We start from the raw sequence: 22,292 nt of genomic DNA, 5'->3' as shown, positions 1-22,292 counted from the left end.
CAAGCAAAAAGAGAAGCATAGAGCTACATAGCTAAAAAAATGTATATGAAGGATTGTAATGAACAATAAAGAACGTTTTCTTGCTGCCCTTGCGCGAGAAGAAGTGGACAGGGTCTCTGTAGCCTGTCCTCTTCAAACCGCAACTGTTGAGATGATGGAGGAAACCGGGACATCTTGGCCCGAAGCACATTCCAGCGCACAGAAGATGGCAAAACTGGCCCTTGCCGCCAACCGGTTAGGAGGAATTGAAAGCGTAAGGGTTCCCTTCGATCTCTGTGTCGAAGCCGAAGCTCTGGGCTCTGCCATACACGGAGGAAAATCCGATTCCCAGCCTTCCATCAAAGATCCGGTTCTCAGTGATCCGGAGAAACTCTACTCCCTGGAAGTCCCGGATCCCTCCAAGGCCGGAAGGATGCCCGTGGTGCTCGAGGCAATAAAGCTCGTGAAAGAAGAGGACCCAGGCCTCCCGATCATAGCCGGGATTACCGGGCCCTTTACCCTTGCCGGGCAGATAAGGGGTGTCGAAGCCCTGTTAATGGACATGTTCGACAACCCAAACTTCTTCAAGGACCTGCTCTCCTTCACAACCGTGTTGCTGATAAGTTACGGGCGTGCCCTTGAAGAAGCCGGAGCCGATTCGATCGTAGTCATCGATCCTTCGGCAGGCAGCGAGCTCCTGGGATGTGACTTCTACCAGGAGGCAGCCTATCCTCCCTGTTCCAAACTTGTCCACAGCCTGGACAAACCGGCCATCCTCCACATCTGTGGGGACTCAACCCCTCTTCTGGGGATGATGGCAGACACAGGAGTTGCAGGTGTCAGCCTTGACCATCTGGTAGACATCCAAAAAGCAAAAGAACTGGTAGGGGACAGGGTTGCAATTATAGGCAACATCAACCCCCCGGACACCCTCTTCCTGGGAAAGCCAGAAGACGTCCGGGCAGAGGCTCTCGAATGCATTGCCAAGGGAGTGAATATCCTCGCTCCAGGCTGCGGGATTCCCCCCGGAACGAAGCTCGAGAATATAAGGGCTATGGCTGAGGCGGCAAAAGCTGCTGCAAAAGAATGATCCGACTTTCCGCACATCTCTGATTATTATTCAGACATTTTTATTGGAAAACTGTAAATAAGGTAACTTGCTATTGAATTTTTGAATTTTTATGCACATTACTACTAACTCCTTGGACCATCACGGTATAGTTTGTGGAATTTTCGATGAACTTGAAATTGGAAGTATTATCGATGAAGTCCTTCCCAAAATTGGGCAGCATAAGTTAGCTCATTCAACAGTGATAAAAGCAATGATTCTTAATTGCCTTGGATTCACTGACAGCCGACTTTACCTGTACTCTCAATATTTTGAAAATCTTCCAGTTGAAAGGTTACTTGGTCCTGGAGTTAGTGCGTCAGATCTTACTGATGACGTTTTAGGGCGAACTCTTGATAAGATATACGAAGCAGATCCTACTCAACTGTTCATGAAACTTTCCATGAGTATGATGGAAGTTGTGAACCTTAAAGTCATACAACTTCATTGCGATGATACCAATTTCAGCGTTCATGGAGACTATGAGCCTGAAGATGGTAGCTCTGCCATTGAACTCACTTATGGTCACGCGAAAGATAAGAGATATGATTTGAAGCGTTTTTCAATGGGGATGATTACAAACCAGTATGGAATGCCATTATTTACACAAGCATACTCTGGGAACTCATCCGACAAAGAAACCATAGTAGAAGCCATGAAAAGACTTAAGGAAAACATCGATTTCCTTGATGACGTTTACTTCATAGCTGATAGTTCTCTGTATTCTGAAGATAATGTCAAAGCATTAAAAGACATGAAGTGGATCACCCGTGTTCCCTCAACTCTGAATCTTTGTAAAGAGTTGCTGACTTCTGATTTTGAGTTTAAACAGGGAGAAGACCCACGCTACTTATTTTACGAAACTATGGTTGAATATGGTGGCATAGAACAAAAATGGGTAGTTGTTCACTCCAAAGAGATGCATAAAAGAAAAGACATTACATTTGAAAAGAAAATCAAAAAGATACTTAAGAAAGCTCAGAAAGAGCTGAAAGAGCTGAAACAAATAGATTTTGCATGTGAAGAAGACGCAAGAGCAGCTCTGGAAAGATGGAAGAAAGAGAACCCCTACTGTTTGCTGGAAACAGTGGATATCTCAACGGTATCAAAAAGGGAAAAAGGCAAGAGAGGAAGGCCAAAAAAAGGTGAAAAGCTTGTTACCCATTATGTTGTAGATGCGAAGGCCATCAAGAATGAAGAACTCGCACTGCATGAAATGAAGTATCATGGAAGATTTATAATCGGCAGCAGTGACTTGAATCTTGATGCTGAAGAGATGCTGGAAAAATACAAAAACCAGAGTAAAGTGGAAAAAGGATTCAGGTTCATAAAGGACAAAAGTTTCAGGGTTTCTGAAGTTTATCTTAAGAAACCTGAGAGAATTGAAGCATTGTCAATGATCATGGTTTTAACTCTGATGGTTTACTCGGTAGCAGAATGGAAGCTGAGAGAAAAACTAAAAGAAACAGGGGAATCAATACCGAACCAGGTTAAGAAACAAACTCAAAAGCCGACATTGAAATGGGTTTTCATGCTGATGAAAGGGATTACGGAAGTGGAAGTAAAAAAGAAATCAAAAGCTAAAATTCAAATCGCCAACTTGGATGAAATCAAAGAGAAGTTAATAAGGTTGATGGGAAAGAGTTGTGAAAAATACTATTTTTGAATGAGGGTATAAGCTCTTTAACTAAGAAATATCAAAAGTTTCAGACAGCACAAGTAGCGGATGCTGTCGTAGAATTTAGGAAATATCAGCTCTACAATATAAAAAATATGAGTATAGTGACAAATTCAGTTTGTGCTGTGTTTAAGAATCAACGAATTTGCCATTAACATAAGTCAATTATTATTGGACAGTTGATTATTGAATAAAAATAATTGTATTTTTATGGACATTTGCGGAACGTCGGATGATGAAAAAGAAGGAAAAACCAGAAGGGGAGAGGACAAAAAGAAGAAGAAAAAGAAGAAGAGAAGCATAATACAAAAGCAATGAAGCCAGGTCTTCATTGCACTTTTTTTCATCCGGATAGCCGGGCGCTTTTAACCTCCATAACTTTTAAACCTCAAATTTAGATTTTTTTAGCAGAAATGTATTTAACTTTCAACTGTGTATTTTTATAAAAGGGGGAGTGTCTATCGTCAGCAAAGACGAAGTTATCGAAGTGCTCAAAACCGTTTACGACCCTGAGATCCCGATCAATATCGTTGACCTCGGGCTTGTTTATGGGGTTGAGGTAAAAGGTGATCATGTCCATATTGAAATGACCCTGACCATGCCGGGCTGCCCGATGGGGGAAGTTATAGCCGAGAACGTAAAACGGAAAGTTGAGGCAATGGAAGGCATAGAGAAAGCCGAAGTCAAACTTGTCTGGGACCCGCCCTGGACGCCTGCCAGGATATCGGAAGATGCGGTGGGAAAGATCATGAAATGATCATGAAATAATCCGAAATGATCACGAAATTATCTGCATGAAACAGAAAAGGAATGAAATGTTATTAACAGTCACGAATGGGGTCTTAAATTAGGGTATGAAATAGAATTGTGTATGAAATAGATTCGGTTATGAAATAGAATAGGGTATGAAATTAAGGGGGTAAAGATATGGGAGATCAGGGTCTTACAGACCTGCCTATGAAAATCAAACTGCCTGAAAGGGAAGCTGCAGGCAGGAGCTCGTTTGAAGAAATTCTTGCAAAGCGGAGATCTATTCGCTCATACTCGGAAAAGGCACTTTCCGAATCGGACGTGGCCCGCTTCCTCTGGGCTGCCCAGGGGATCAGTTCGAAAGAGGGGTTCAGGACAGCCCCGTCAGCTGGAGCCCTTTACCCGCTGGAAGTGCACCTTGTTGCCGGAAACGTGGCGGGGATCGAGCCGGGAGTGTACCGGTACATCTCGGAAGAGCATTCTCTTATCGAGGACGTTTCGGGAGACCTGAGAGCAAAGCTGGCCACAGCTGCCCTTTCCCAGCCCATGATCAGGAACGCTCCTGCAAGCCTGGTGATTTCCGCAGTGTACCCGCGCATCACCAGCAAATACATGAAAAGAGGAATCCGCTACGCGGTCATGGAGGCGGGGCACGTAGCCGAAAATATTTACCTGCTGGCGACGGAACTCGGGATCGGGACCTGTGCCATCGGGGCATTTGAGGACGAGGAAGTAAGAAAAGCGCTCAAGCTCCCGGCAAACGAAGACCCGCTTTATATAATGCCGCTGGGCTACGTCTGAGAAGTAAAATCAATCTAAAAAGCAACCTCGAATCCGTTAAGCAGGAGAATCCCGTTAAGCAGAGAACCTGATAAAAAACAAAAAAAGGGAGTAAGTAACCGGAAACCCTTACTCTTCAGGTGTCGGGGGGCCTGACAGGTCGAAGTACATCCCCGACCTGACTGCCGGTTCATCTTCTTTCCAGGCCAGCAGGAGATATTCGGCTTCTGTGCTGAGTTTCTCAGGCCTTCCAGCTTCTCCCAGAGCCACTTCAAGCTTCCATTTCCCATTTCTTACGATCGCAGTTGTATTTTTGGGCCACCAGCTTTCAGGCTCACCATCGGCGAAAAGCTGGCTCCTGAGTACCGTAGCTTCAGGCAGGGTGCTTGTGCCTTCAAGCAGGACCTCATTGTGGACGCTTACGTGCTGGACGTCGATTTTCTGTGAGAAGAGGGAAGGATATTCGTCTTCAAGAAGTTTGGTATATGTTTTCTCCACGATTTTCCCGTCCTCGATTATGAGTTCGACGGAAAAGCCGGTTACGGATTTGGGCAGCTTATCAGTCCTGACATCATAAAGGTAGGTCAGGGTGTAGCGGCCTTCCAGCGCAGGGTCGGCTTCAAAGCCTGTTTGCCTGAGAAAACGGCCTTCGAATTCGGCATAACTGTAATCATTTCTGAAACTTTCCTCGACGATTGCTTCGGGCCCGGTTTCACTGTAGGCCTGTGTACCGGAACCTTCAGAGACTTCAGATACATCAGAATCTTCTGAGACATCAGTTTCGGAAGGGCTAGCCTCACTGATGTTTTCCTCAACTACTGCCCCTGATCCAGCGTCGGTGTGCTCCCCCTCCTCAGGAGATTCCGTACAGCCGGAAAGGCAGAGAGCAAGCAAAATAAGAAGCACTAATAAAACTCTTTTCATTAGAACCACGTCCATTTAACAGATTATAGAGGGCACGATCCATTAAAAACTTTTAGATATTTTTAAATCGAACTGAGTTTTTATAGTTAAGGCTCTGTTTTGTTTCCAGATCTTCTTTCTAAAAATCAACCGCCCTCGAAAATCAATTTTTGTCCTTCACCAGCCTGCCTTCGGAATACCTGTAAACCAGGGAAGTTGCCGTTGCAAGCGCTACTGACGGAATATCCTCGTCGGAAATATCCTCGATATGTTTTATAAGTGCCCGCAAACTGTTCTGGTGGGCGCAGATTATGACGTTTCTCCCTTCCTTTACGGCAGGCAGGATTTCCTTTTCGAAAAAAGGAACTGCGCGAGCGGAGATGTCTTTGAGGCTTTCTCCTCCCGGAGGCCCGGTTTCAAAACTCCTGCACCAGATGAAAATCTGCTCGTCCCCGTATTTTTCCTTCATTTTCTTCTTTTTCTTTCCCTGCAAAAGCCCGTAATAGCGTTCGTTCAGGGCTTCATTTGAATAAATCGGGATCACTTCATCCAGGAGCTTTTCAGGAAAGGAATACCGTTCCCGGTGTGAAGCAGCTTCACCTTCCGCTTCTGCTTCATGCACAACGATCCCGGCTTTTTTCTGCCTTGAGAGGATAAGGAAAAGGGTCTCCCTTGCCCTGATCAACCCGGAGGTAAAAGCAAGGTCAAAGTCGATTCCTGCAAGATCAGATGCACAGCGCAAAGCATCCTCGATCCCCTTTTCGGTAAGCGGGGTGTCAAGCCAGCCGGCAAACCTTTTTTCAAGGTTCAGCCTGGCTTCCCCGTGACGGACAAGTACCAGATAAGTCATTTAAGCCACCGTTTCAATAAATCATCTCAAAATCATCCAAAAATCGTTTTATAAATCGTTTCAAAATAGTATTAAAAATTTGTATTCAAAAATTTACATTCCGGCTCATTTTTTCGATTCGGGCCTGAACTCAAGTTTCGTGTCAAAAAGCAGGTGCCAGAGGTCTCCTTTCTTTGCCATCCGTTCAGCATCGATTACAGCCCCCGGGCCTTTTATCTCAAATACGACGGCTTTTTTTCCGAATTTTGAACTTCCCAGCCTGCTTTCCAGCCGGCTGTAGTCCAGGGCATCGGCAAGCCGCAGGAGGGCAGCTACTTTCAGGGTGATGTCCTGTATTTCTTCAGGCATTTCTGCAAAAGAGGTTTTCCGGAGCTTTTCCAGCTTTTTTTCTCCGGCTTTTTTCCTGTGCAAAAACGCGGCCCAGGCAACCACCGGTCGGAGTTGTTCCGGGAGTTCTGCTGGAGGGTACCTAAACAGGATGTCCCTTCCTGCCTTATGGTGCTGATCCAGGTCTGTCGAAATCCCCGTATCATGGACAAGGGCCGCGATTTCCATGAGCTGCCGGTACTTCAGGTCCAGCCCGTGGATAGGGGCAAGCAGGTCGAAAAGTTCCAGCGAATTCCGGGCCACGTTATCGGCATGGCTGCGTTCGATCCCGTACTTAGAGTAGAGGGACTCCAGGGACAGGGGTTCGGGAACGAAATTTTTTCTTACAGGATTGTTATTTCTCAACCCGGGATTCTTATGTTTCCACTCAGGATCGTCTATCGGGCACATATGGAATTCCTTTTATATTAATTCCCAATCTTTCCATTATCAGCAAGCTTATAATTACATACTTTAATGCCCGTTTTTATATAATTGAAAGTAACTAATTTACTGATTTTAAAAACAATGGTCTTTTGGCAATTAACTTGTGTCACACAAATATAAAAAGTTTATTTTGAAAAAAGAAAAATTATTTCCTTAAAATTTACATTTCGACCCCCCTTTTAATTTTTTCACCGAATTTTCGTAGACTTTGTAGTATTTGCCCCTTTTTGGATTCGAATTGTTTGAAAATATTCATTCGTTCATCTCCCCTCTATTGAATTCAACCTAAAATTCCATAGCTTCCGCTGTGGAATTTGATTTTTATGTTCTACGTGCTTTACAACTAAAGGAGATTATCCTGTTTCTGAGTGAAGTCCCAACAGTTCTAACAACTTGCAGAGATGATCTGTTTTCCCAGACTTCGAATAAATAATATGTTCATCCCCCATAGTGACGATACTATGTAGTGAAAATAATCTTAGCAATTTATCTGCAGTAGGCTTCACTAAGGGTCTCCCTGCAAAATCAATTAGAGGTGGCTCACTTTCATTTTCAAGATTCATTCTGGTGATGACCCTCATCAATACCCTTATGAGCAGTGAAACATGAAGTAACATCATCAACGCATCAATACGCTCAGGTTTTTCCAGGAAAATGGTAGATACCATCGTAGGTTTTTTCAATTCTTCAAAATTGGTTTCGATAACTCTTTGTTTTTTGTAATCCTGAAGTATCTGCTTATTGTTTTTTTCATCTACTGGAATGTTGTTGATCAAAACAAAGGATTCTTTGTCTTGTTTGTACTTCTTCACACGTTCCTCATTTTCGGTTAATTTGTCCAGCTTGACTACAAATTTTTCAATAATAGTAGGAGGCTTTTGATCTTTAGAAGGTCTTCCTCTCGACCTTTTTTCTATGACTACCTTTTCGACACTAAGTTTAATGTCAAGCAATGAGTTTTTATGCTTCTTAAGGAACGCAGCAATTTCTTTTTCTGCGTCTGGTTCACAGGAAAATGGTTCCTTAAACGACTTCTTAACATCATCCACAATCGCTTGTTTCTCTTTTTCAATACTCTTTTTTACTTTGCTTTCCGCATCGTCACCCTTGATTACAACCAATCGAAACTTATTTTTATAGATAGTTTCCACAAAACCTTGAGCGTCATATCTTGCAGCCCTTTTTGATTTTTCATCTTCACAACAAATTCCGAGATCTTCCCAATTATTCAGCAAATAAGCCTGTTTTATTGACTTTTCGGCAATTTTAGAGTTAAAATTGGAAGGACAGCGAGATATGAACCTTATTGGATGTTTATCTCCGTATATAACCTCTATATTCTTTTTGTTAACCAGCTTTGAATCTGCTATAAATGTATAGCCACCACAACCATCACCAAGAAGTTCCTGCAAATATTGTATTGCACTCTTAAACCAGGTACTATCGGAAGTATTTCCATCAAGTGTTTGTTCATATACTGGAATCCCATACTCATCTGTAAGCATTCCAGTCATAATTTGCTTCAGTTCAGGGTGCTTGTCTTTACTGTGTCCATGAGTTACATTCAACCCTTCATATCCTTCCTGTTCACAAACCTTACATTCTCCGTAAAATACATGGGACGTTGTGTCTGCATGAAGTATATGGCTAACAGGGATTTTGAAATTCACATAAGAATTAGCTGCTATTCTGCTAAATAATCCAGTACTACCTGCCTCAGCAATCCGATCCAGTAATTTCGCAAGATGATCATCATTGAAATCACTACGGAGATAATTCCCACCAAAAAGAAGCTTCAAGTCAAGACCTTCAAGTGCCTCTTCAATGAGGTAAAGAGGACATCTTTTATCATCTCTTAAAAAGGGAGTTAAAATGATACTTCTTGCAAGTGTTGCAGGAGAAACTGCCCACTGGTCTTTATCCCACTTAACATTATCATTGATGATCTCGTCAAAACCAAGTATATCAAGAAACTGGTTGCAAACGATTAAAACAACAGGAGTTTCCGTTTTTTGTGAGATTTTTTTGTCATTCAAAAGTTGGGATATTTTTTTAAAATTCTTAGTGCCTTCTGCAGAAGGGGAAAGTTTTTTGTTTTTTGCTTTTTGATCCGTTTTTTTCATGTAAGATATTATTTGAAAGATATTATTTAAAGAAACACTTTGACAAAAAAATCCATTTGAAGCCGTAATTAATATTATAAAAAAATAAATTATGTTTAATTTTTAAGGGGGGGTCGAAATGCAAATTAAAAGAAAAATCAAGGATTAAAATCATTTCCTTCAATCCCGTGAACCTTAAAAAATTAATAAACTTTCGGGAAATTTCGGGAAATTTCGGGAAAAGTGCAAAACTGGCCCAAAACCCAGTTTAAAAACCTCCTTGAAATCCCTCCTTGAAATCCCCGGCTTAAAATCCGATCTCAAAACCCGGAATAAGAGCCTCTGTATTCCTTAACCGTTATATATCATGCCCCGACTTTTAATAAACAATGATCAAGCTCAGCTTCAAGCAGGGTACTCTCCTCATCGAGGGAAACGTCCGGGTGCCCAACGCAACCTGGGACGAGCGCAGCAAAAGCTTCAGGGCTCCCGCCATGCAGTACCGGGACATTTTAAATTACCTGGAAAACTCCGGGATCGGGTTTGAAGACGACGTCCTGGATCTCCTTCCCTGCCCGGACCTCCGGGTAGCCTACGAGGCTTCGGGGAAAAAGCTGGAACTCCGGGACTATCAGGCCGAAGCCCTCGTCTCCTGGGGGGAGAACGAAAAAAGGGGTGTGCTTGTGCTTCCCACGGGGAGTGGAAAGACCCTTGTGGGAATCCGGGCCATTGCCGGCTGCAACACCCCTGCCCTGGTACTCGTCCCGACCCTGGACCTGCTTGAGCAATGGAAAAAGCAGCTTGAAGAAGCCTTTTCAATGGAAATAGGAAAACTCGGGGGTGGGGAAAAGAAACTCCTCCCGATAACCGTGTCAACCTACGATTCCGCTTACATCCACGCCGAGACCCTGGGAAACAAATTCGGGCTCCTGGTCTTCGATGAAGTGCACCACCTCCCGGCTGCAGGCTACCGGAGCATTGCCGAATTTTCCGCAGCCCCGTACAGGCTTGGGCTTACCGCCACCTACGAACGGGAAGACGGGCTGCATACCGAACTGAACCGGCTGGTCGGCGGGAAGGTCTACGAAAAGAAAGTCTCGGAACTTGCAGGCGGACATCTTGCCCCTTACCGAATCGAAAAAGTAAACGTGGCGCTCACGGACGAGGAGCGGGAAGGGTACGAGGAACACTATTCCGTATTCTTAAACTACCTCAAGAAAACCGGGATCATAATGAAGAGCCCGCAGGACTTCCAGAAACTGGTCATGAAAAGCGGTCGGGACCCCGGAGCCCGAAAAGCCCTCCTGGCAAGAAACGCAGCCAGGGACCTTGCCTTCAACAGCGCCTCCAAACTTGAAAAGCTAAGCGAAATCCTCGGGGAACACCGGGAAGACAGGGTCTTCATATTCACCGAACACAACCGCCTCGTCCACCGGATCTCCCGGCAGTTCCTGATCCCCGCAATCACCTACCGGACCCCTGCAAAAGAACGAAACTCCATCCTCGAAAAGTTCAAAAACGGGACCTACCGGGCAGTGGTAACCTCCAGGGTGCTCGACGAGGGAATCGACGTCCCGGAAGCAAGCGTCGGGATCATCATGAGCGGGACCGGGAGCAAACGAGCCTACGTCCAGCGTCTGGGCCGCATCCTCCGGAAAAAAGAAGGAAAAGAAGCCGTGCTCTACGAAATCGTAGCCTCGGAAACCTCGGAAACCGGGACCGCCCGCAGGAGAAAAGGAGCTCTGGACAACGCAGGCAGCCAGCCCGGAAGCCAGGCAAAGCCCAGGGGAGGTGAGTGACCTGCTCACATCCGACCTCCTGGTAACCCGCATCTCCTACGGAAAAATCAAACCCACATACGCTTCCTATGATGTCGAAAACCTGGAACTTGCAAAACTCCTGATCGAGACCTTCGAGCAGCATGTGGGAAAACCCTACGGGGACCTCCTATCCGAACTGGAAGGCCTTGAGGAGATGAACTACCGCTTCATCCGGGGCCTTGCCCAGCTCCTAGGAAGGAGAACAGTTATCAAAACCGATGCAGCCGTGGACCCCACTGCCGCCAGGGAAGCCGTTTTCGAAGCCTGCGAAGGGATGGCTCTTTCCATCCCGGAAAGGAATACTGCCCTGGAAAAGGCAGCCGAAAAATTCGCGGTATCCGTCCCCGAACTTGAAGAAGCCCTCTGGGCCGACCTCGAAGAAAACCAGGTCCTGAAAAGTTTCGAGCCCATCTCCCCACCCGAACTCCTGCGGAAATACAACATCTCCCTGACCCAGACCCTGCTTTTCAAAGCCGTGGATATGGACATCCGGATCACGGGGGATTACCAGAAAATCCTCTGGAGAATCCTCAAGACCGGACTTATGTACACCCTGGAAGATGAAGGGGAAACAGAAGAAGAAGAAGAAGAAGAAGAAGAAGAAGAAGCCGGAGAAGAAGAAAAAGCAGGAAAGGGAAGGAAAACAGGAGTGAGAAAGAGAACAAAAGAAGGTGTTCACCTGCACCTGGACGGGCCAGCCTCCCTTTTCAAAATGTCGGAACGCTACGGGAATTCTTTTGCAAGGCTTTTCCCGGTCCTTCTTCGATCCGGAAACTGGAAACTAAAAGCCGGAATCCTGCACAAAGGATACCAGGGGAAGCGCCTCCTGGAATTTGCCCTTGACAGTTCTGAAAAGGCTTTTATGCCGCCGCTGCCTGCAGGGCCTGAATACCCCGAAGCCACATCCGGATCCAAATCCTCAGCCTCAGAGACCCGGATTGGAGAAGCAAGAGCAGGGTACGAAACCCGTGGCGGGGTCGGCATACCAAAAGTAGATATGGAAATCCCGGACGAAAAGGAAAGTATCACCTACGACAGTGCGGTGGAAAAGATCTTCGGCGGCCTGAAACTTGGGAGCTGGGAGATCAGGCGGGAGCCCACCGTCCTGAGAGCCGGCAAATATGCCTTTGTCCCTGATTTTGCCCTGGAGCGGGACGGGACGGTCGTGTACCTGGAAATCGTGGGCTTCTGGACTTCGGAGTACCTGGAAAAGAAGATCGGAAAATTGAAAGAAGTCAGGGAACCGGTCATCCTGCTGATCAACCGGAAGCTGAAGTGTTCGGAAAAGGACTTTCCTGCCAGGGACGTGATCTTCTATGAGAAAAAAATCCCGGTCAATGAAGTAATGCAGATCCTCAGACGCTACGAGGCTGAGAAACGTGCAGAGGACAGGGAAAAGGTGCAGGATGCGGAGATTCCGCTGACCGGAGAGATAATCAGCCTTGAAACGATTTCAAAAGAAAAGGGAATCGGGACCGATGCCCTGAAGGACGTGCTTTTGAAGCGGCTTGAAGGATCCGGGGAATCTAAGGAAGCAAAAGAATCGAAAGAGCCGAGGGAATCAGAGGGGTTGGAAGAATACGTGCTGCTCGAAAACTACGTGCTTCACCGGAACCTCCTTGAAAAAGTTGACAGGGAACTTGCAAAACTCGAAAATTCGGGCACATATGCCGATGCCGTAAAGGTCTTTGAGGGATTCGGGCTTGACAGGAGCCTCTATTACCCTGTACTTGAAGAGCTGGGGTATAAGGTTAGCTGGGTTGGGCTCAGTGAGGATGATGCAAAGGTCAGGAAGGAAAAAGCCTGAAGATGGTGGAAAAAGAAAGTAATGGCTGGCTCGAAAGCATGAATTGTGCCCCATGCAACCGGAATTAGGAATATCCCGTGGTTTTTTTCCACGGTCGCCGAAGGCGAACGGCCTTTCCAGAGTTAAAAGGAAAGAGAAAGAAAAAAGAAAAAAATGCCGAAAAAACGGTAAGAACACAAACTATAGTTAAGTACCCAAATTTCTTCACCAATCTCAAGCGAAAGTTTAACCACAGAAAGCACAGAAAACACGGATAAAGGAAATAGGGGCACAATCCTTCCGTGCTTTCCGTGTCTTCAGTGGTTATAATGTAAGTGAAAATAATTACCTTCGGGACTATAAACAGAAAAAAATACAGCCTGAAAAATACTCTTTTTTCATTTCTCTTTTTCATTTCTTTTTGGTGAGGGCCGCCAGGCAAGCTGGCGGAGGCACTTTCTCTCAATCCTATTGAAGAAAGGTTTCCGGGGTTAAGGAAAGTTGGAGACGGACGTTTTTACTTTCAGCTGAGAAAGCTACAAGTCGGCGTCACTTACCGCAGCTTAAATTCTCATATCATCAAGATCAAGAGCCAGTATCCCCTCTTTTTGAAGGGCTGTCTTCCCCTCAATCTTCCTTGCGAAGATGCCATAGTGATATTCAGGCGTTCCACGGGGGTTAAGGTATCCTGCTTTTTCATTCAGGGAACTGATTATCAGGCGGGCGTCTTTTTCACTGAGGTCCTGCCATTTGCATTCCATGAGGAGCATTTTGCTCATCCCTTCATTCACTGCCAGCAGGTCTATTTCATAAGTGTTTTTTCCTCCGGGTGCGCCCCTGATCGTTCCCCACTGGCGGCCGATTCTCTCGAACTCGAAGGGGACAAATTGCCTGTTTCCAAGGAGGAATTCCTCGACTATCCTTTCAAAGGCAAAGCCAACAAAGGTATCGAAGTTTCTTGAGAACATTTTAAACAGTTCGTCTGTCCTCCCCTGTTCAAAGTAGGAGTCATACCTTTTTATGAAGCCGAACCAGAACCTGAGGAAAGGGTCCCTTATGGAATAAATCCCCCTTTTTGATTTCCGGGGATCGTCCAGGATGGGAGTTTCCCTTGAAATGACGTTGTATTCCCTGCGGAGAATATCCAGGTACCTTGATGCCCTCCCGCTTTCGCCCTCAAGGACGGTGGCAATTTCTCCGACTGTGTTTTTCCCTCTTGAAATGGCTTCAAGAATTGAATAATACGTTTTGTACTCCCCGCCAAACTCCGTTGCCAGTACATTTCGCCCTTCGTCTTTCAGAAGGGGCATCATGCTGTCAAAGAACAGCAGCCTTGCAGTCTCTTCAAAAGGAACGGGGCCGATCCCTTCAAGGAGTTCATAGTACTTCGGGATGCCTCCGAAGACGGAATAGTACTTGATGGCCTCTTTTCGGTCCTTTATTCCCAGGTCCCTGAGAACTTCCAGCACGGTGCCAGGGCCAAGAGGGCCGAGCTCCAGCATGGTGTCCGCCCTTCCGTAGAGGGGATGGGCAGAGTCGACAAATATTTTGTTCATCAGCGAATAGCTTGACCCGCTTATGAAAACACAGCAATCTTTTTCTTTCTGCTTGAACTCGTCCGCAAGCTGCTGGAGGTCCGAGTAGACACTTTTATCCATGTCGTAAAAATTCTGGAACTCATCCAGGAAGATGTACTCCCGGGTCTCAAAAAGATACCTGAAGAGGTCTGCTGCTCTCTGGAATGCCGGGAGGTTCGAAGTTTCGGAAAGCTCCTGCAGGAAAAGCTCCAGAGTCTTGTACTTCGGCACAAATATATACTCAAAGTTTTTCTCTTTAAGAAACTCAAGTGCAAGGCGCGTCTTGCCTATCCTCCTCCTCCCCGAGATCACCGCTATCCTGAACCCTTTCAGGCCGCAGACCCTTTTCAATACTTCCATTTCTTTTTCGCGGTCATAGAACTTCATCGGAAAACCTTCTTCCAGGCTGTGAAATTAAATCAATAAGATCCGGTGTAACGGAAATAATGTACAGGGGATTCGAAGCTTATTCAATTGAATATTTTATACATTTCATGTATTATACATACTATATATTATACATGCCATGTACTTTAACTTTTTCCAGGGTGAATTGCCTCAAATTTTTTTAGAGACAAGAACTTCAATCGGTAGCCCAAAGCTGCTAATTTCAATTAAATCCAGGATACGAAATGCAGAAGATTTTATTCAGAGGACCTGTTGCAAGGAACATGACCTGGTGCAGGGAACTTTACTCCACATACTCCACGTTCATCTTTGCCGGCCTGAAGAAAGTCATGAACTCGTGCACCTCAGGAGGAAAATCCGTGTTCACATTGAGCCCGAGCTGCTTTGCTTCCTCAGCCGAAAGGGGCGTAATGTGGATCATTTCCCCACTTACCAGTTTTTCAACAGCTTCATCAACCCAGATCTCTCTTCCTTGCTCAGATCCGGTCTTGCCAGCCATCCCCGGTTTATCAACCATCTTTGGTTTATCGGCTATCTCTGGCATATCAGCTTTCTCCGGTTCATCAGCTTTTTCCGGCATATCGGCCATTTTTGGCTTATCAGCCTTCTTCGGCTTATCAGCCAGGAGTTCTTTTGCCACCTTTCGGGTGAGTTCCAGGGATTTTCTTGAGATGTCGCTCATGACGAGGGTGCTGTCATCCGCCTTTTCTTTTTTCGTGTCTGCGGCGTAGATCCAGGACGGGGCGGGGTAGAGCCCTCGCACGAAGTCTCCTATCTGGGGGTCGATGGGGCCGATTACGGCGTCCTTGTCCATGACAATTTCGTCGGCTGCAAGGGCTATCATTGTGCCCCCGGACATGGAGTAGTGGGGGATGATGACCCTGGTCTTTTTCGGGTGTTTTTTCAGGGCGCGGGCGATCTGGATGCTGGCATGGAGCTGGCCCCCTGGGGTGTGCAGGATCAGGTCGAGGGGGTATTTTCTGGAGGCCCGGATCCAGCGCAGGACCTGTTCGGCGTCCTCCTCGTCTATAAACTGGTAGGCGGGAAGCCCGAACATCGAGATCGCCTCGCGCCTGTGAATCATGGTGAGCACCCTGCTGCCCCAGCGCTTCTCCATCCGCTTCAGCCTTGCCTGGCGCTGCATGCGGATAACCTTGAGCTGCCACTGTGGGTAGATGACGGCGTAGAGAAAGAAAAACAGAAACAAAAGGGTGAGTATATCCCATAGGCTGATGGTAGTGCTGTCAACTGCTGCCAGAAAATTCCTCCCTGATCCTCCCTGAAAAATTGCCCCGAAAATTGGCCTGAAAATTTCCTGAAAATTCTCTTGAAACTTCTACTGAAAACTGGCGCCGGGTATCGGCAAAGCTGTCCGAAAAAGGATACAGCTCGGACCCCCGGGCTTAATCAGATAATGAATCCCCCTACTAACATTGTCCTGTTAGCTATTAATTATTAGCCCTATGCACAACACACAAAATATACAAAAAAAGAAATAAGCAAATGTGTCTGACGAATACACTGTAGTCAACAACCCAAATTCCTTCACCAGTCTCAAGTTAAAGTTTAACCACCGAAAGCACGGAACACATGGAACAAAAATAAATAGGGGTACAATACTTCCGTGCTTTCCGTGTCTTCCGTGGTTGCAATGCAGGTGTAAGTATTTACATTAGAGACTATAAATTACGTCAATGCGTGAGAAATTTAAGCCCCATTACCCCGGAAAAAATCAGCATTATGCACAGAAGCTTTCCGATGTCGCAGGACTCGTTGAAAAGCAGGATGCCAAGGACAGTGGTGCCCAGGATTCCGATTCCGGTCCAGACGGCGTATCCGGTCCCTATGGGGAGGGTCTTCAGGGCCTGCGCCAGAAAATAGAAGCTCAAGAGCATGCAGGCTACCGTGAACACGCTGGGATAAAACCTGGTGAAGCCTTCCGTGTACTTCAAGCCGATTGCCCAGGCAGCCTCAAAAATACCTGCTATGAAAAGAACAAGCCATTCCATAAACAGCCATCCACATACTAAAAGCACTTAAACATGTCGGCACCACACAGTATTCACCGTAAAGCATTCCCAGCACAACATCCATCACAAAACATCCACAAAAAAGCATTCACGACAAAACATTCAAGCCATGCAGACCAATATTTCCATATGGCAGCTCCGAAGTACCTGAAGCGCTATCTCAGGGTACAGAGAAACGAATTGCCTGCCCTTTTCAAGATAAGCGAGCGAATCCCGGCAGAGTTTGAAGCTGATATGCCGCTTGAAGAGCTCTGGGCCGCCCATTCCCAGGAAATGGATAAATACCGGATACTCCGGAAAGAGCTCGAAACCGAAGCCCTGAGAGCCCTTGCATACCCTGATGCCTCGGATAAGTTAAAGCTCCTGACCGACGGCTTTCTGGAACTCGAAAAAGCCTCCCCTTCCCTCCTTGACCTGAAGGTCGCAATCGTTGACCAGGTCCTGGAAAACTGCCATGCCTGCGAGCGCCGCTGCGGGGTTTCCCGGAAGGCAGGCGAAAAAGGCTTTTGCAGGCTAACCGACGTTTCCCGGATCGCCTCGGAGTTCCTGCACATGGGAGAAGAGCCCGAGCTTGTCCCCTCCCACACGATCTTTTTTACAGGCTGTGTCTTTGCTTGCGTCTACTGCCAGAACTGGGACATCTCCACCTTCCCAGATTCCGGTACCGAAGTCGAACCCCGGAAACTTGCAAAACTGATCGACGTCCGAAGGCTGCACGGGGCAAAGAACGTAAACTTCGTAACCCCGACCCCCCACCCGCACACCGTCCTGAAAACCGTCCGGGAACTTTCCGAAAACACCCCCATCGTCTGGAACTCGAACATGTATCACTCCCCCGAAATCGCCCGCCTCCTGGAAGGCGTGGTAGACGTCTACCTCGGGGACTTCAAATACGGAAACGACGCCTGCGCCCGCAAGTACTCGAAAGTCAAAAACTACCTGGAAGTCGTCCGTCCAAACTTCGAATTCGCCTACGAGACCGCCGAAATCCTCCTTCGCCACCTGGTCCTCCCCGGCCACCTCGACTGCTGCACAAAACCGATTGCCGAATGGGTTTCCGAGCATATTCCTAGGGTCAGGTTTAACCTCATGTTCCAGTACAGGCCCGTCTATCGGGCGATGGAGTACCCGGAAATCGCAAGAGGGCTGACGTTTGAGGAAGAGGCAGAGGCAATTGAGATTGTGAGGGGGGCGGGGATAGAGGATTTGTTGATATGAGTGAGGACCTGCAATTTAATTATTCAGGAAAACCGGAATTATCTAATTTTAAGTTAAGCGCCAGAATTCTTTTTTGATTCCGTTTTCTAATTTTCCGGCGGGCGTTTAGTCTTCGCTTTATTGGACCCCGGGCTCTCACCGGGTGCCGAAGGCAGCCGGCTTTTCCAAGATGTAAATGGAAAAGAAGAGGAAGAAGAGAGACCTATACATACATATTTTTTATATAAATACTGTTCTCGGCAAACGGGTCTTCAAGAATGCCACAAATATGGGAAGTATCACGCGGGTATATCCAGATCACGCTGTTTTTGAGAGAAGAGATAGCGTTCCCTGCTTCGGAGAACGGCACGCCCCAGCCGTTTCTATTGAGTTCCCCGAGGGGAAAAGCGGTGCCTTCAATGAAGAGAGACATTTCTTAATATTGTTAACGACGTTAACAATTATATATTTATTGTTTGGGTTGGGTACTCAAGAATCAAATTATAATCCATCCATAGGCTCTGTGTGGCCTGGCCTCGGAAGATTTCGACCTGAAGACGGTGCCGTGCAGGGCCCGGCACTGGGGGCTCTGTAGAATAGAGAAACGGGGTTCTCACCGTTCAGCCGTGGCTGAACGGCTTTTCCCATAAATAATAATTGTTTTTAATATATTTACTTTTAATAATTAATTTCAAAAGGTTTATCTATTTTATTTTAAAATAGAACTAAGGTATAACTTGTTTCTATAAACAAAAATTGGTTAGTGGACCAAATAAACTGGATAATTTGGAGAAAAACCGCTCGGTCGAGCGCTAAAATTTGTCATAATATCATTGAATCCAGACAAACGACTTGTCATTCAGTGAAAGAATCCTGAAACATTAAGCAATATCGAGTTAAAGAAGAGTGATTATGAGCGAAAATGAGCGAAAGACCATAGAGCACAGCCATACCCCACAGCATCCTCTTTGGCTGTCTGTTGTCCTGAGTCTCTTCCCGGGCGTGGCGCTAGGCACGTTCATCGTCGGGACGACACCAGTATTGAAGGGATGGGGACTGGATCCAATCTTCGCCCTCTTCGGCGGTATCGGACTCGTGATCGTACCCCTCGAACTCGGGTGCCTGGCTATCGCCTCTCGCAGGATAATCGGCTCGTGGTCTCCACTTGCCGTTACAGATTACAGATCCAAGCTTCCTCCCGGACAGCTGCTGCCAATGGCCATTGGTCTGGCTATATGGTTCATCTTCACACTAATCGTGTGGATATTGTTGCTGGAAGGCTGGGTCATCGATTGGTTGCCCTCGTGGTTGCCCGATTCGATACTGCAGTTTTCGCAGACGAATGCGGAGGGCGATTCACCTTCTGCGGGCGTTTTCGCAGCGTTCTTAGTCATAGCATTTGTGTTCAATGGCCTGGTCGGTCCAATGACCGAGGAACTGTACTTCCGCGGCTATCTTCTCCCACGGATTGACCGCTATGGCATATGGGCGCCGATTCTCAACACCCTCCTGTTCAGCATATATCATGTGTGGTCGCCGTGGCGGTGGCCTCAGATAGCCGTCGGGTTCCTGCCCTTGGCTCTAGTCGCGTGGCAAAAACGGAGCATCTACGTATCCATGATTGCTCATGTGATTGTCAACATCGTCTTCCTGGTCATGCTCACAGCCTCGTTCGCCGCTAGCTGACACTCGGGATATAGGAAAAGGTTCGTGCAATAATTTTGTCAATCGGGCGGTGGGATCTTTTTTCAGGCTCGGAGTCTGCCCGGTCGTCCAGGAAGTTGAAGTCCCGGTCCATCTGCCGGGAAAAGTCGCGGTTTTCGATGCGGGTCTCTGGGTCCACGGTCCTGGTGATGGGGACGGGCAGCAGGTCACAGAGGCAGTGAAAATGACATGGAATACAGTATTGTTTTACTTCTGGCGAGTTTGATTTGAAAACTGTCCCACGCAACCTTATGCATATACAAAACTTTAGAATCAGGCTGTCTCTCCTCCCTCATTCAAAACTCCCCAGAGTCGACTGGACCTTCCCCTTCATCGGATTTTTCCCCTGCCTGAATTCTTCGATCCTGTCCGGGTTGTTAGCCAGGTATGCCAGTATGTCCCCATGGCATTGATCGGGCCAGCACCAGCATACGAGAACTTTGCCTGATAATTCCCCGGGGATTGCCCTCAGGAGATCCTTCTTGGTGCCGTGAACTGATTTATATATCTCACAAAGAAATTGTCGCCGCACTGAGGCGACAATTCAATGAGTGAATTGTCTCCGCACTGCGGAGACAATTGAGCCTGAAACACTTCAGGTTGCTTATCTGCCGAGGGAAGGATTTACAAAATTGTGCAGCGGCTTGCTGCACAATCTACCTACCTACCTAATGAACTGACTTTCCACACAGAATGCCAAACTACCACCCAGTTAATTTTCCACTAAAAAGCGAAAACTTATATCATATTCGCATATAATTGGAATTAATGTATTTTTCCAGAACCGAACTCCAAACCATCGCAGAACTCGCAAAAGGCAACACCTCAATAAGCACCGTAGCCGAAGCTCTCAACAAAAGTGAAAAACACATCTACCGAATCGTGCAAAAGCTTGAGGGAAAAGACCTTGCAGCCCTCTCAGATGGAGAAATCGTCCCGAAAAAAAGCACGTTGATGGTCAGGCTTACCCGGATTCTCGATTCCTACCCGAATTTGATACCCGTTCTGGCAGATTCCGGAACCCCGATACTCATCTCCCTGCTCGAAGCAAAAACTGTGAATGAAATCACCGAAGAAGCGGATGTGAAAAAGAGCACGGTCTATGCTTTCCTGAAAAAAGCCCTGAAAATAAGCCTGGTAAAAAAAGACGGGGAACGGTATGTACTCAATGAAAGGCTCTGGGGAGATGTTGCAGGCCTGCTGAGGGAAATAAGGAATATCGAAAGGCTGCTTGACCCGTGGGTGCCTTATAATTCGGTGATATACTACAGGGGCAGGGATGAGGTCATCTATTCGAATAAGTACGGAGGGGATTCAGGGGAAAAGACGGGGTTCTCGGTCTTCGAAAAGGAAGGGATCAAGCTCCTTTTGCCAACCACCTATTATTACTATTCGGATAAAGCACCGGAAAAAGAGCTCACAAGAGAAGATATCTTCAGGCATGCGCTTTATGTTACGGAAAAAGAGCCTTCTGTCAGGCATCTCATATTCCTTGCACTGTACTACTGTAAGTATGAGGAAGAACTGAAGGATGTGAAACATAAGATAGTTAAGAACCTGGAGCTTGTTTTGCAGGGGGAAAGGATCAAGGGATATCCTGATTTTGAAGAAATAAAGGAAAAGGCTGAGATGTATGGGATTGAGATCAAGGGAGGGAAGGAACAATGATAGAGAGCGTAGAAGAAATCCAGAGCCTTTTTAGAGAAATTGATAGCTCCTTACATATAACTCCTGAAACTGAAAAACTTGAAATTTTTGTTATTGGCGGGACAGTACTTCTGGAACAGGGCCTCAAGCCTGCAACAAAAGATATAGACCTTGTCGTCCGAAACATGCATGACTTTAAACTGTTTGAAAATACCCTTAACAGCCTTGGTTTCAAAAGTACAAAACCAGGAGCTGAATACATCCATATGAATGTCAGCCAGGTCCTGGAGAGGGAAGATTTTAGAATAGATCTCTTCCAGACAAGTGTCTGCGGGAAGTTTTCGGTCACGGATTCAATGGTTGAAAGGGCCAGAGAATATTTAGTTCTGGACAGACTTGCTGTTTATCTCTGCTCCAATGAAGACGTTTTCTTATTCAAGACAATGACCGAAAGGAGTGGAGACATTGAAGACTGCATTTCTCTTGCAAAAAGAGGCATCGAGTGGGAAATAATTCTTGATGAACTCAAAAACCAGATCAGGTTAAGTGGGCAGAATGTTTGGATAACATGGGTAGGAGAAAGACTTGACATACTTGCAGACGAAGGGCTCTATATCCCGATTCTTGGAGAGGTGGAGAGATTGAGCGAAGAGTATTATGAGAATGAATTAAAAAAATATGGGAGTTAAAAAGAAATCTCAGTCGAATTCAGAATATGTGGGAAAATGTTCACATATATTATATATCATGTGGCGAAAATTCCACATTGACAGAAGAAATCAGATTCATACCAACTAACAATTTCCAGCTAAATGAGAATATAATTAAATAATTCGCATTTAAATGGAAAATTAAAAAAACTGGACACACTTATTTTTTTTCATAACTTTAGCTCTGTCAGAATTTCTGGAAAAGCCGTCCGCCTCGCTGCGCTCTGCGGCCGTTGAGAACGCCGGTACCTGAAAATCAAATCGAAACCCGGTTTCACGGCACCGAAATATCCGAAAATAGCAAGCCACCTGATACTTGAAGATCCGAAACTTGAGGAACCGGAGATCGAAATACAGATTCTTGAACACTGAACCCTGAATACCTGACACCTGAAATTTCGAACATCAACCTTGCGTGAATAATAATATTTATAATCTTATCAAGTGTAT

General features: G+C 46.2%; 21 protein-coding genes. 13 read left to right on the top strand and 8 right to left on the bottom strand.

Annotated elements, in window-relative coordinates; all coding sequences use genetic code 11:
- The first annotated feature begins 58 nt into the window (after nucleotides 1-58).
- From MSMTP_RS10450 to MSMTP_RS18550, 5 genes are all read left to right on the top strand, one after another.
- Nucleotides 59-1,069, top strand: a complete 1,011-nt coding sequence (locus MSMTP_RS10450; protein ID WP_048179052.1) for an MtaA/CmuA family methyltransferase — start codon at nucleotides 59-61, stop codon at nucleotides 1,067-1,069.
- 91 nt (nucleotides 1,070-1,160) lie between these two features.
- Nucleotides 1,161-2,753, top strand: coding sequence for an IS1634 family transposase (locus tag MSMTP_RS10445; RefSeq protein WP_048179050.1), 1,593 nt, complete (start codon nucleotides 1,161-1,163; stop codon nucleotides 2,751-2,753).
- A 198-nt stretch (nucleotides 2,754-2,951) separates the two neighbouring features.
- Nucleotides 2,952-3,083: a hypothetical protein gene (locus tag MSMTP_RS20205; protein ID WP_255350969.1), complete on the top strand. Its 132-nt coding sequence runs from the start codon at nucleotides 2,952-2,954 to the stop codon at nucleotides 3,081-3,083.
- Nucleotides 3,084-3,219: 136 nt separating this feature from the next.
- Complete coding sequence (locus MSMTP_RS10440; RefSeq protein WP_231582751.1) at nucleotides 3,220-3,522, top strand: metal-sulfur cluster assembly factor; 303 nt, start codon at nucleotides 3,220-3,222, stop codon at nucleotides 3,520-3,522.
- A 170-nt stretch (nucleotides 3,523-3,692) separates the two neighbouring features.
- Nucleotides 3,693-4,316 (top strand): SagB/ThcOx family dehydrogenase, encoded by a 624-nt coding sequence (locus MSMTP_RS18550; protein WP_082090585.1) that lies wholly within the window; start codon nucleotides 3,693-3,695, stop codon nucleotides 4,314-4,316.
- 108 nt (nucleotides 4,317-4,424) lie between these two features.
- Here the strand turns inward: MSMTP_RS18550 and MSMTP_RS10430 are convergent, their stop codons facing one another.
- The 4 genes from MSMTP_RS10430 to MSMTP_RS10415 form a co-directional block, all read right to left on the bottom strand.
- Nucleotides 4,425-5,201 carry a hypothetical protein gene (locus MSMTP_RS10430; RefSeq protein WP_048179046.1) on the bottom strand — a complete coding sequence of 259 codons (777 nt, stop codon included), beginning with the start codon at nucleotides 5,199-5,201 and terminating at the stop codon, nucleotides 4,425-4,427.
- Nucleotides 5,202-5,361: 160 nt separating this feature from the next.
- A complete protein-coding gene (locus MSMTP_RS10425; RefSeq protein WP_048179044.1) occupies nucleotides 5,362-6,048 on the bottom strand; it encodes a 2,3-diphosphoglycerate-dependent phosphoglycerate mutase in 687 nt (228 codons plus the stop codon).
- 105 nt (nucleotides 6,049-6,153) lie between these two features.
- On the bottom strand, nucleotides 6,154-6,825 hold the full coding sequence (locus MSMTP_RS10420) for an HD domain-containing protein (protein WP_082090584.1): 672 nt from the start codon (nucleotides 6,823-6,825) through the stop codon (nucleotides 6,154-6,156).
- 389 nt (nucleotides 6,826-7,214) lie between these two features.
- Nucleotides 7,215-8,984: an IS1634 family transposase gene (locus MSMTP_RS10415; protein WP_048179042.1), complete on the bottom strand. Its 1,770-nt coding sequence runs from the start codon at nucleotides 8,982-8,984 to the stop codon at nucleotides 7,215-7,217.
- A gap of 368 nt (nucleotides 8,985-9,352) precedes the next feature.
- Here MSMTP_RS10415 and MSMTP_RS10410 point away from each other — a divergent pair, with 368 nt between their 5' ends.
- Nucleotides 9,353-10,762: a DEAD/DEAH box helicase gene (locus tag MSMTP_RS10410; RefSeq protein ID WP_048179040.1), complete on the top strand. Its 1,410-nt coding sequence runs from the start codon at nucleotides 9,353-9,355 to the stop codon at nucleotides 10,760-10,762.
- Nucleotides 10,755-12,590 carry a DUF790 family protein gene (locus MSMTP_RS10405; RefSeq protein ID WP_231582750.1) on the top strand — a complete coding sequence of 612 codons (1,836 nt, stop codon included), beginning with the start codon at nucleotides 10,755-10,757 and terminating at the stop codon, nucleotides 12,588-12,590. Before MSMTP_RS10410 ends, MSMTP_RS10405 begins: the two co-directional genes overlap by 8 nt.
- Nucleotides 12,591-13,132: 542 nt before the next feature.
- On the opposite strand, the gene MSMTP_RS10400 is transcribed toward MSMTP_RS10405, so the two are convergent.
- The 3 genes from MSMTP_RS10400 to sugE form a co-directional block, all read right to left on the bottom strand.
- Nucleotides 13,133-14,533 (bottom strand): ATP-binding protein, encoded by a 1,401-nt coding sequence (locus MSMTP_RS10400; protein ID WP_048179038.1) that lies wholly within the window; start codon nucleotides 14,531-14,533, stop codon nucleotides 13,133-13,135.
- A gap of 304 nt (nucleotides 14,534-14,837) precedes the next feature.
- On the bottom strand, nucleotides 14,838-15,773 hold the full coding sequence (locus tag MSMTP_RS18545; RefSeq protein ID WP_082090583.1) for a hypothetical protein: 936 nt from the start codon (nucleotides 15,771-15,773) through the stop codon (nucleotides 14,838-14,840).
- Between the two features lie 472 nt (nucleotides 15,774-16,245).
- Nucleotides 16,246-16,563, bottom strand: a complete 318-nt coding sequence (gene sugE / locus MSMTP_RS10390) for a quaternary ammonium compound efflux SMR transporter SugE (protein ID WP_048179036.1) — start codon at nucleotides 16,561-16,563, stop codon at nucleotides 16,246-16,248.
- Between the two features lie 150 nt (nucleotides 16,564-16,713).
- On the opposite strand from sugE, the gene MSMTP_RS10385 reads away from it, so the two are divergent.
- From MSMTP_RS10385 to MSMTP_RS19275, 4 genes are all read left to right on the top strand, one after another.
- Nucleotides 16,714-17,802 carry a radical SAM protein gene (locus MSMTP_RS10385; protein WP_048179035.1) on the top strand — a complete coding sequence of 363 codons (1,089 nt, stop codon included), beginning with the start codon at nucleotides 16,714-16,716 and terminating at the stop codon, nucleotides 17,800-17,802.
- A gap of 175 nt (nucleotides 17,803-17,977) precedes the next feature.
- Complete coding sequence (locus tag MSMTP_RS10380) at nucleotides 17,978-18,376, top strand: hypothetical protein (protein ID WP_048179032.1); 399 nt, start codon at nucleotides 17,978-17,980, stop codon at nucleotides 18,374-18,376.
- A 317-nt stretch (nucleotides 18,377-18,693) separates the two neighbouring features.
- Nucleotides 18,694-19,467 carry a CPBP family intramembrane glutamic endopeptidase gene (locus MSMTP_RS10375; RefSeq protein ID WP_048179030.1) on the top strand — a complete coding sequence of 258 codons (774 nt, stop codon included), beginning with the start codon at nucleotides 18,694-18,696 and terminating at the stop codon, nucleotides 19,465-19,467.
- A 49-nt stretch (nucleotides 19,468-19,516) separates the two neighbouring features.
- The gene (locus MSMTP_RS19275; RefSeq protein ID WP_156153789.1) at nucleotides 19,517-19,711 is read left to right on the top strand and encodes a hypothetical protein; all 195 of its coding nucleotides are present in this window, start codon (nucleotides 19,517-19,519) and stop codon (nucleotides 19,709-19,711) included.
- A 66-nt stretch (nucleotides 19,712-19,777) separates the two neighbouring features.
- Here the strand turns inward: MSMTP_RS19275 and MSMTP_RS20390 are convergent, their stop codons facing one another.
- Entirely contained in the window at nucleotides 19,778-20,017 is a 240-nt protein-coding gene (locus MSMTP_RS20390) for a DUF4326 domain-containing protein (protein ID WP_048179028.1), read from the bottom strand.
- 236 nt (nucleotides 20,018-20,253) lie between these two features.
- On the opposite strand from MSMTP_RS20390, the gene MSMTP_RS10365 reads away from it, so the two are divergent.
- Together MSMTP_RS10365 and MSMTP_RS10360 are read left to right on the top strand one after the other, a co-directional pair.
- Nucleotides 20,254-21,153: a hypothetical protein gene (locus MSMTP_RS10365; protein ID WP_048179026.1), complete on the top strand. Its 900-nt coding sequence runs from the start codon at nucleotides 20,254-20,256 to the stop codon at nucleotides 21,151-21,153.
- The gene (locus tag MSMTP_RS10360; protein ID WP_048179024.1) at nucleotides 21,150-21,821 is read left to right on the top strand and encodes a nucleotidyltransferase; all 672 of its coding nucleotides are present in this window, start codon (nucleotides 21,150-21,152) and stop codon (nucleotides 21,819-21,821) included. The genes MSMTP_RS10365 and MSMTP_RS10360 overlap by 4 nt, the downstream gene beginning before the upstream one ends.
- The last annotated feature ends 471 nt before the right edge of the window (nucleotides 21,822-22,292 follow it).

This window comes from Methanosarcina sp. MTP4, assembly GCF_000970045.1.
Lineage (GTDB): Archaea > Halobacteriota > Methanosarcinia > Methanosarcinales > Methanosarcinaceae > MTP4.
This window is presented reverse-complemented; position numbering and strand designations above follow the sequence as displayed.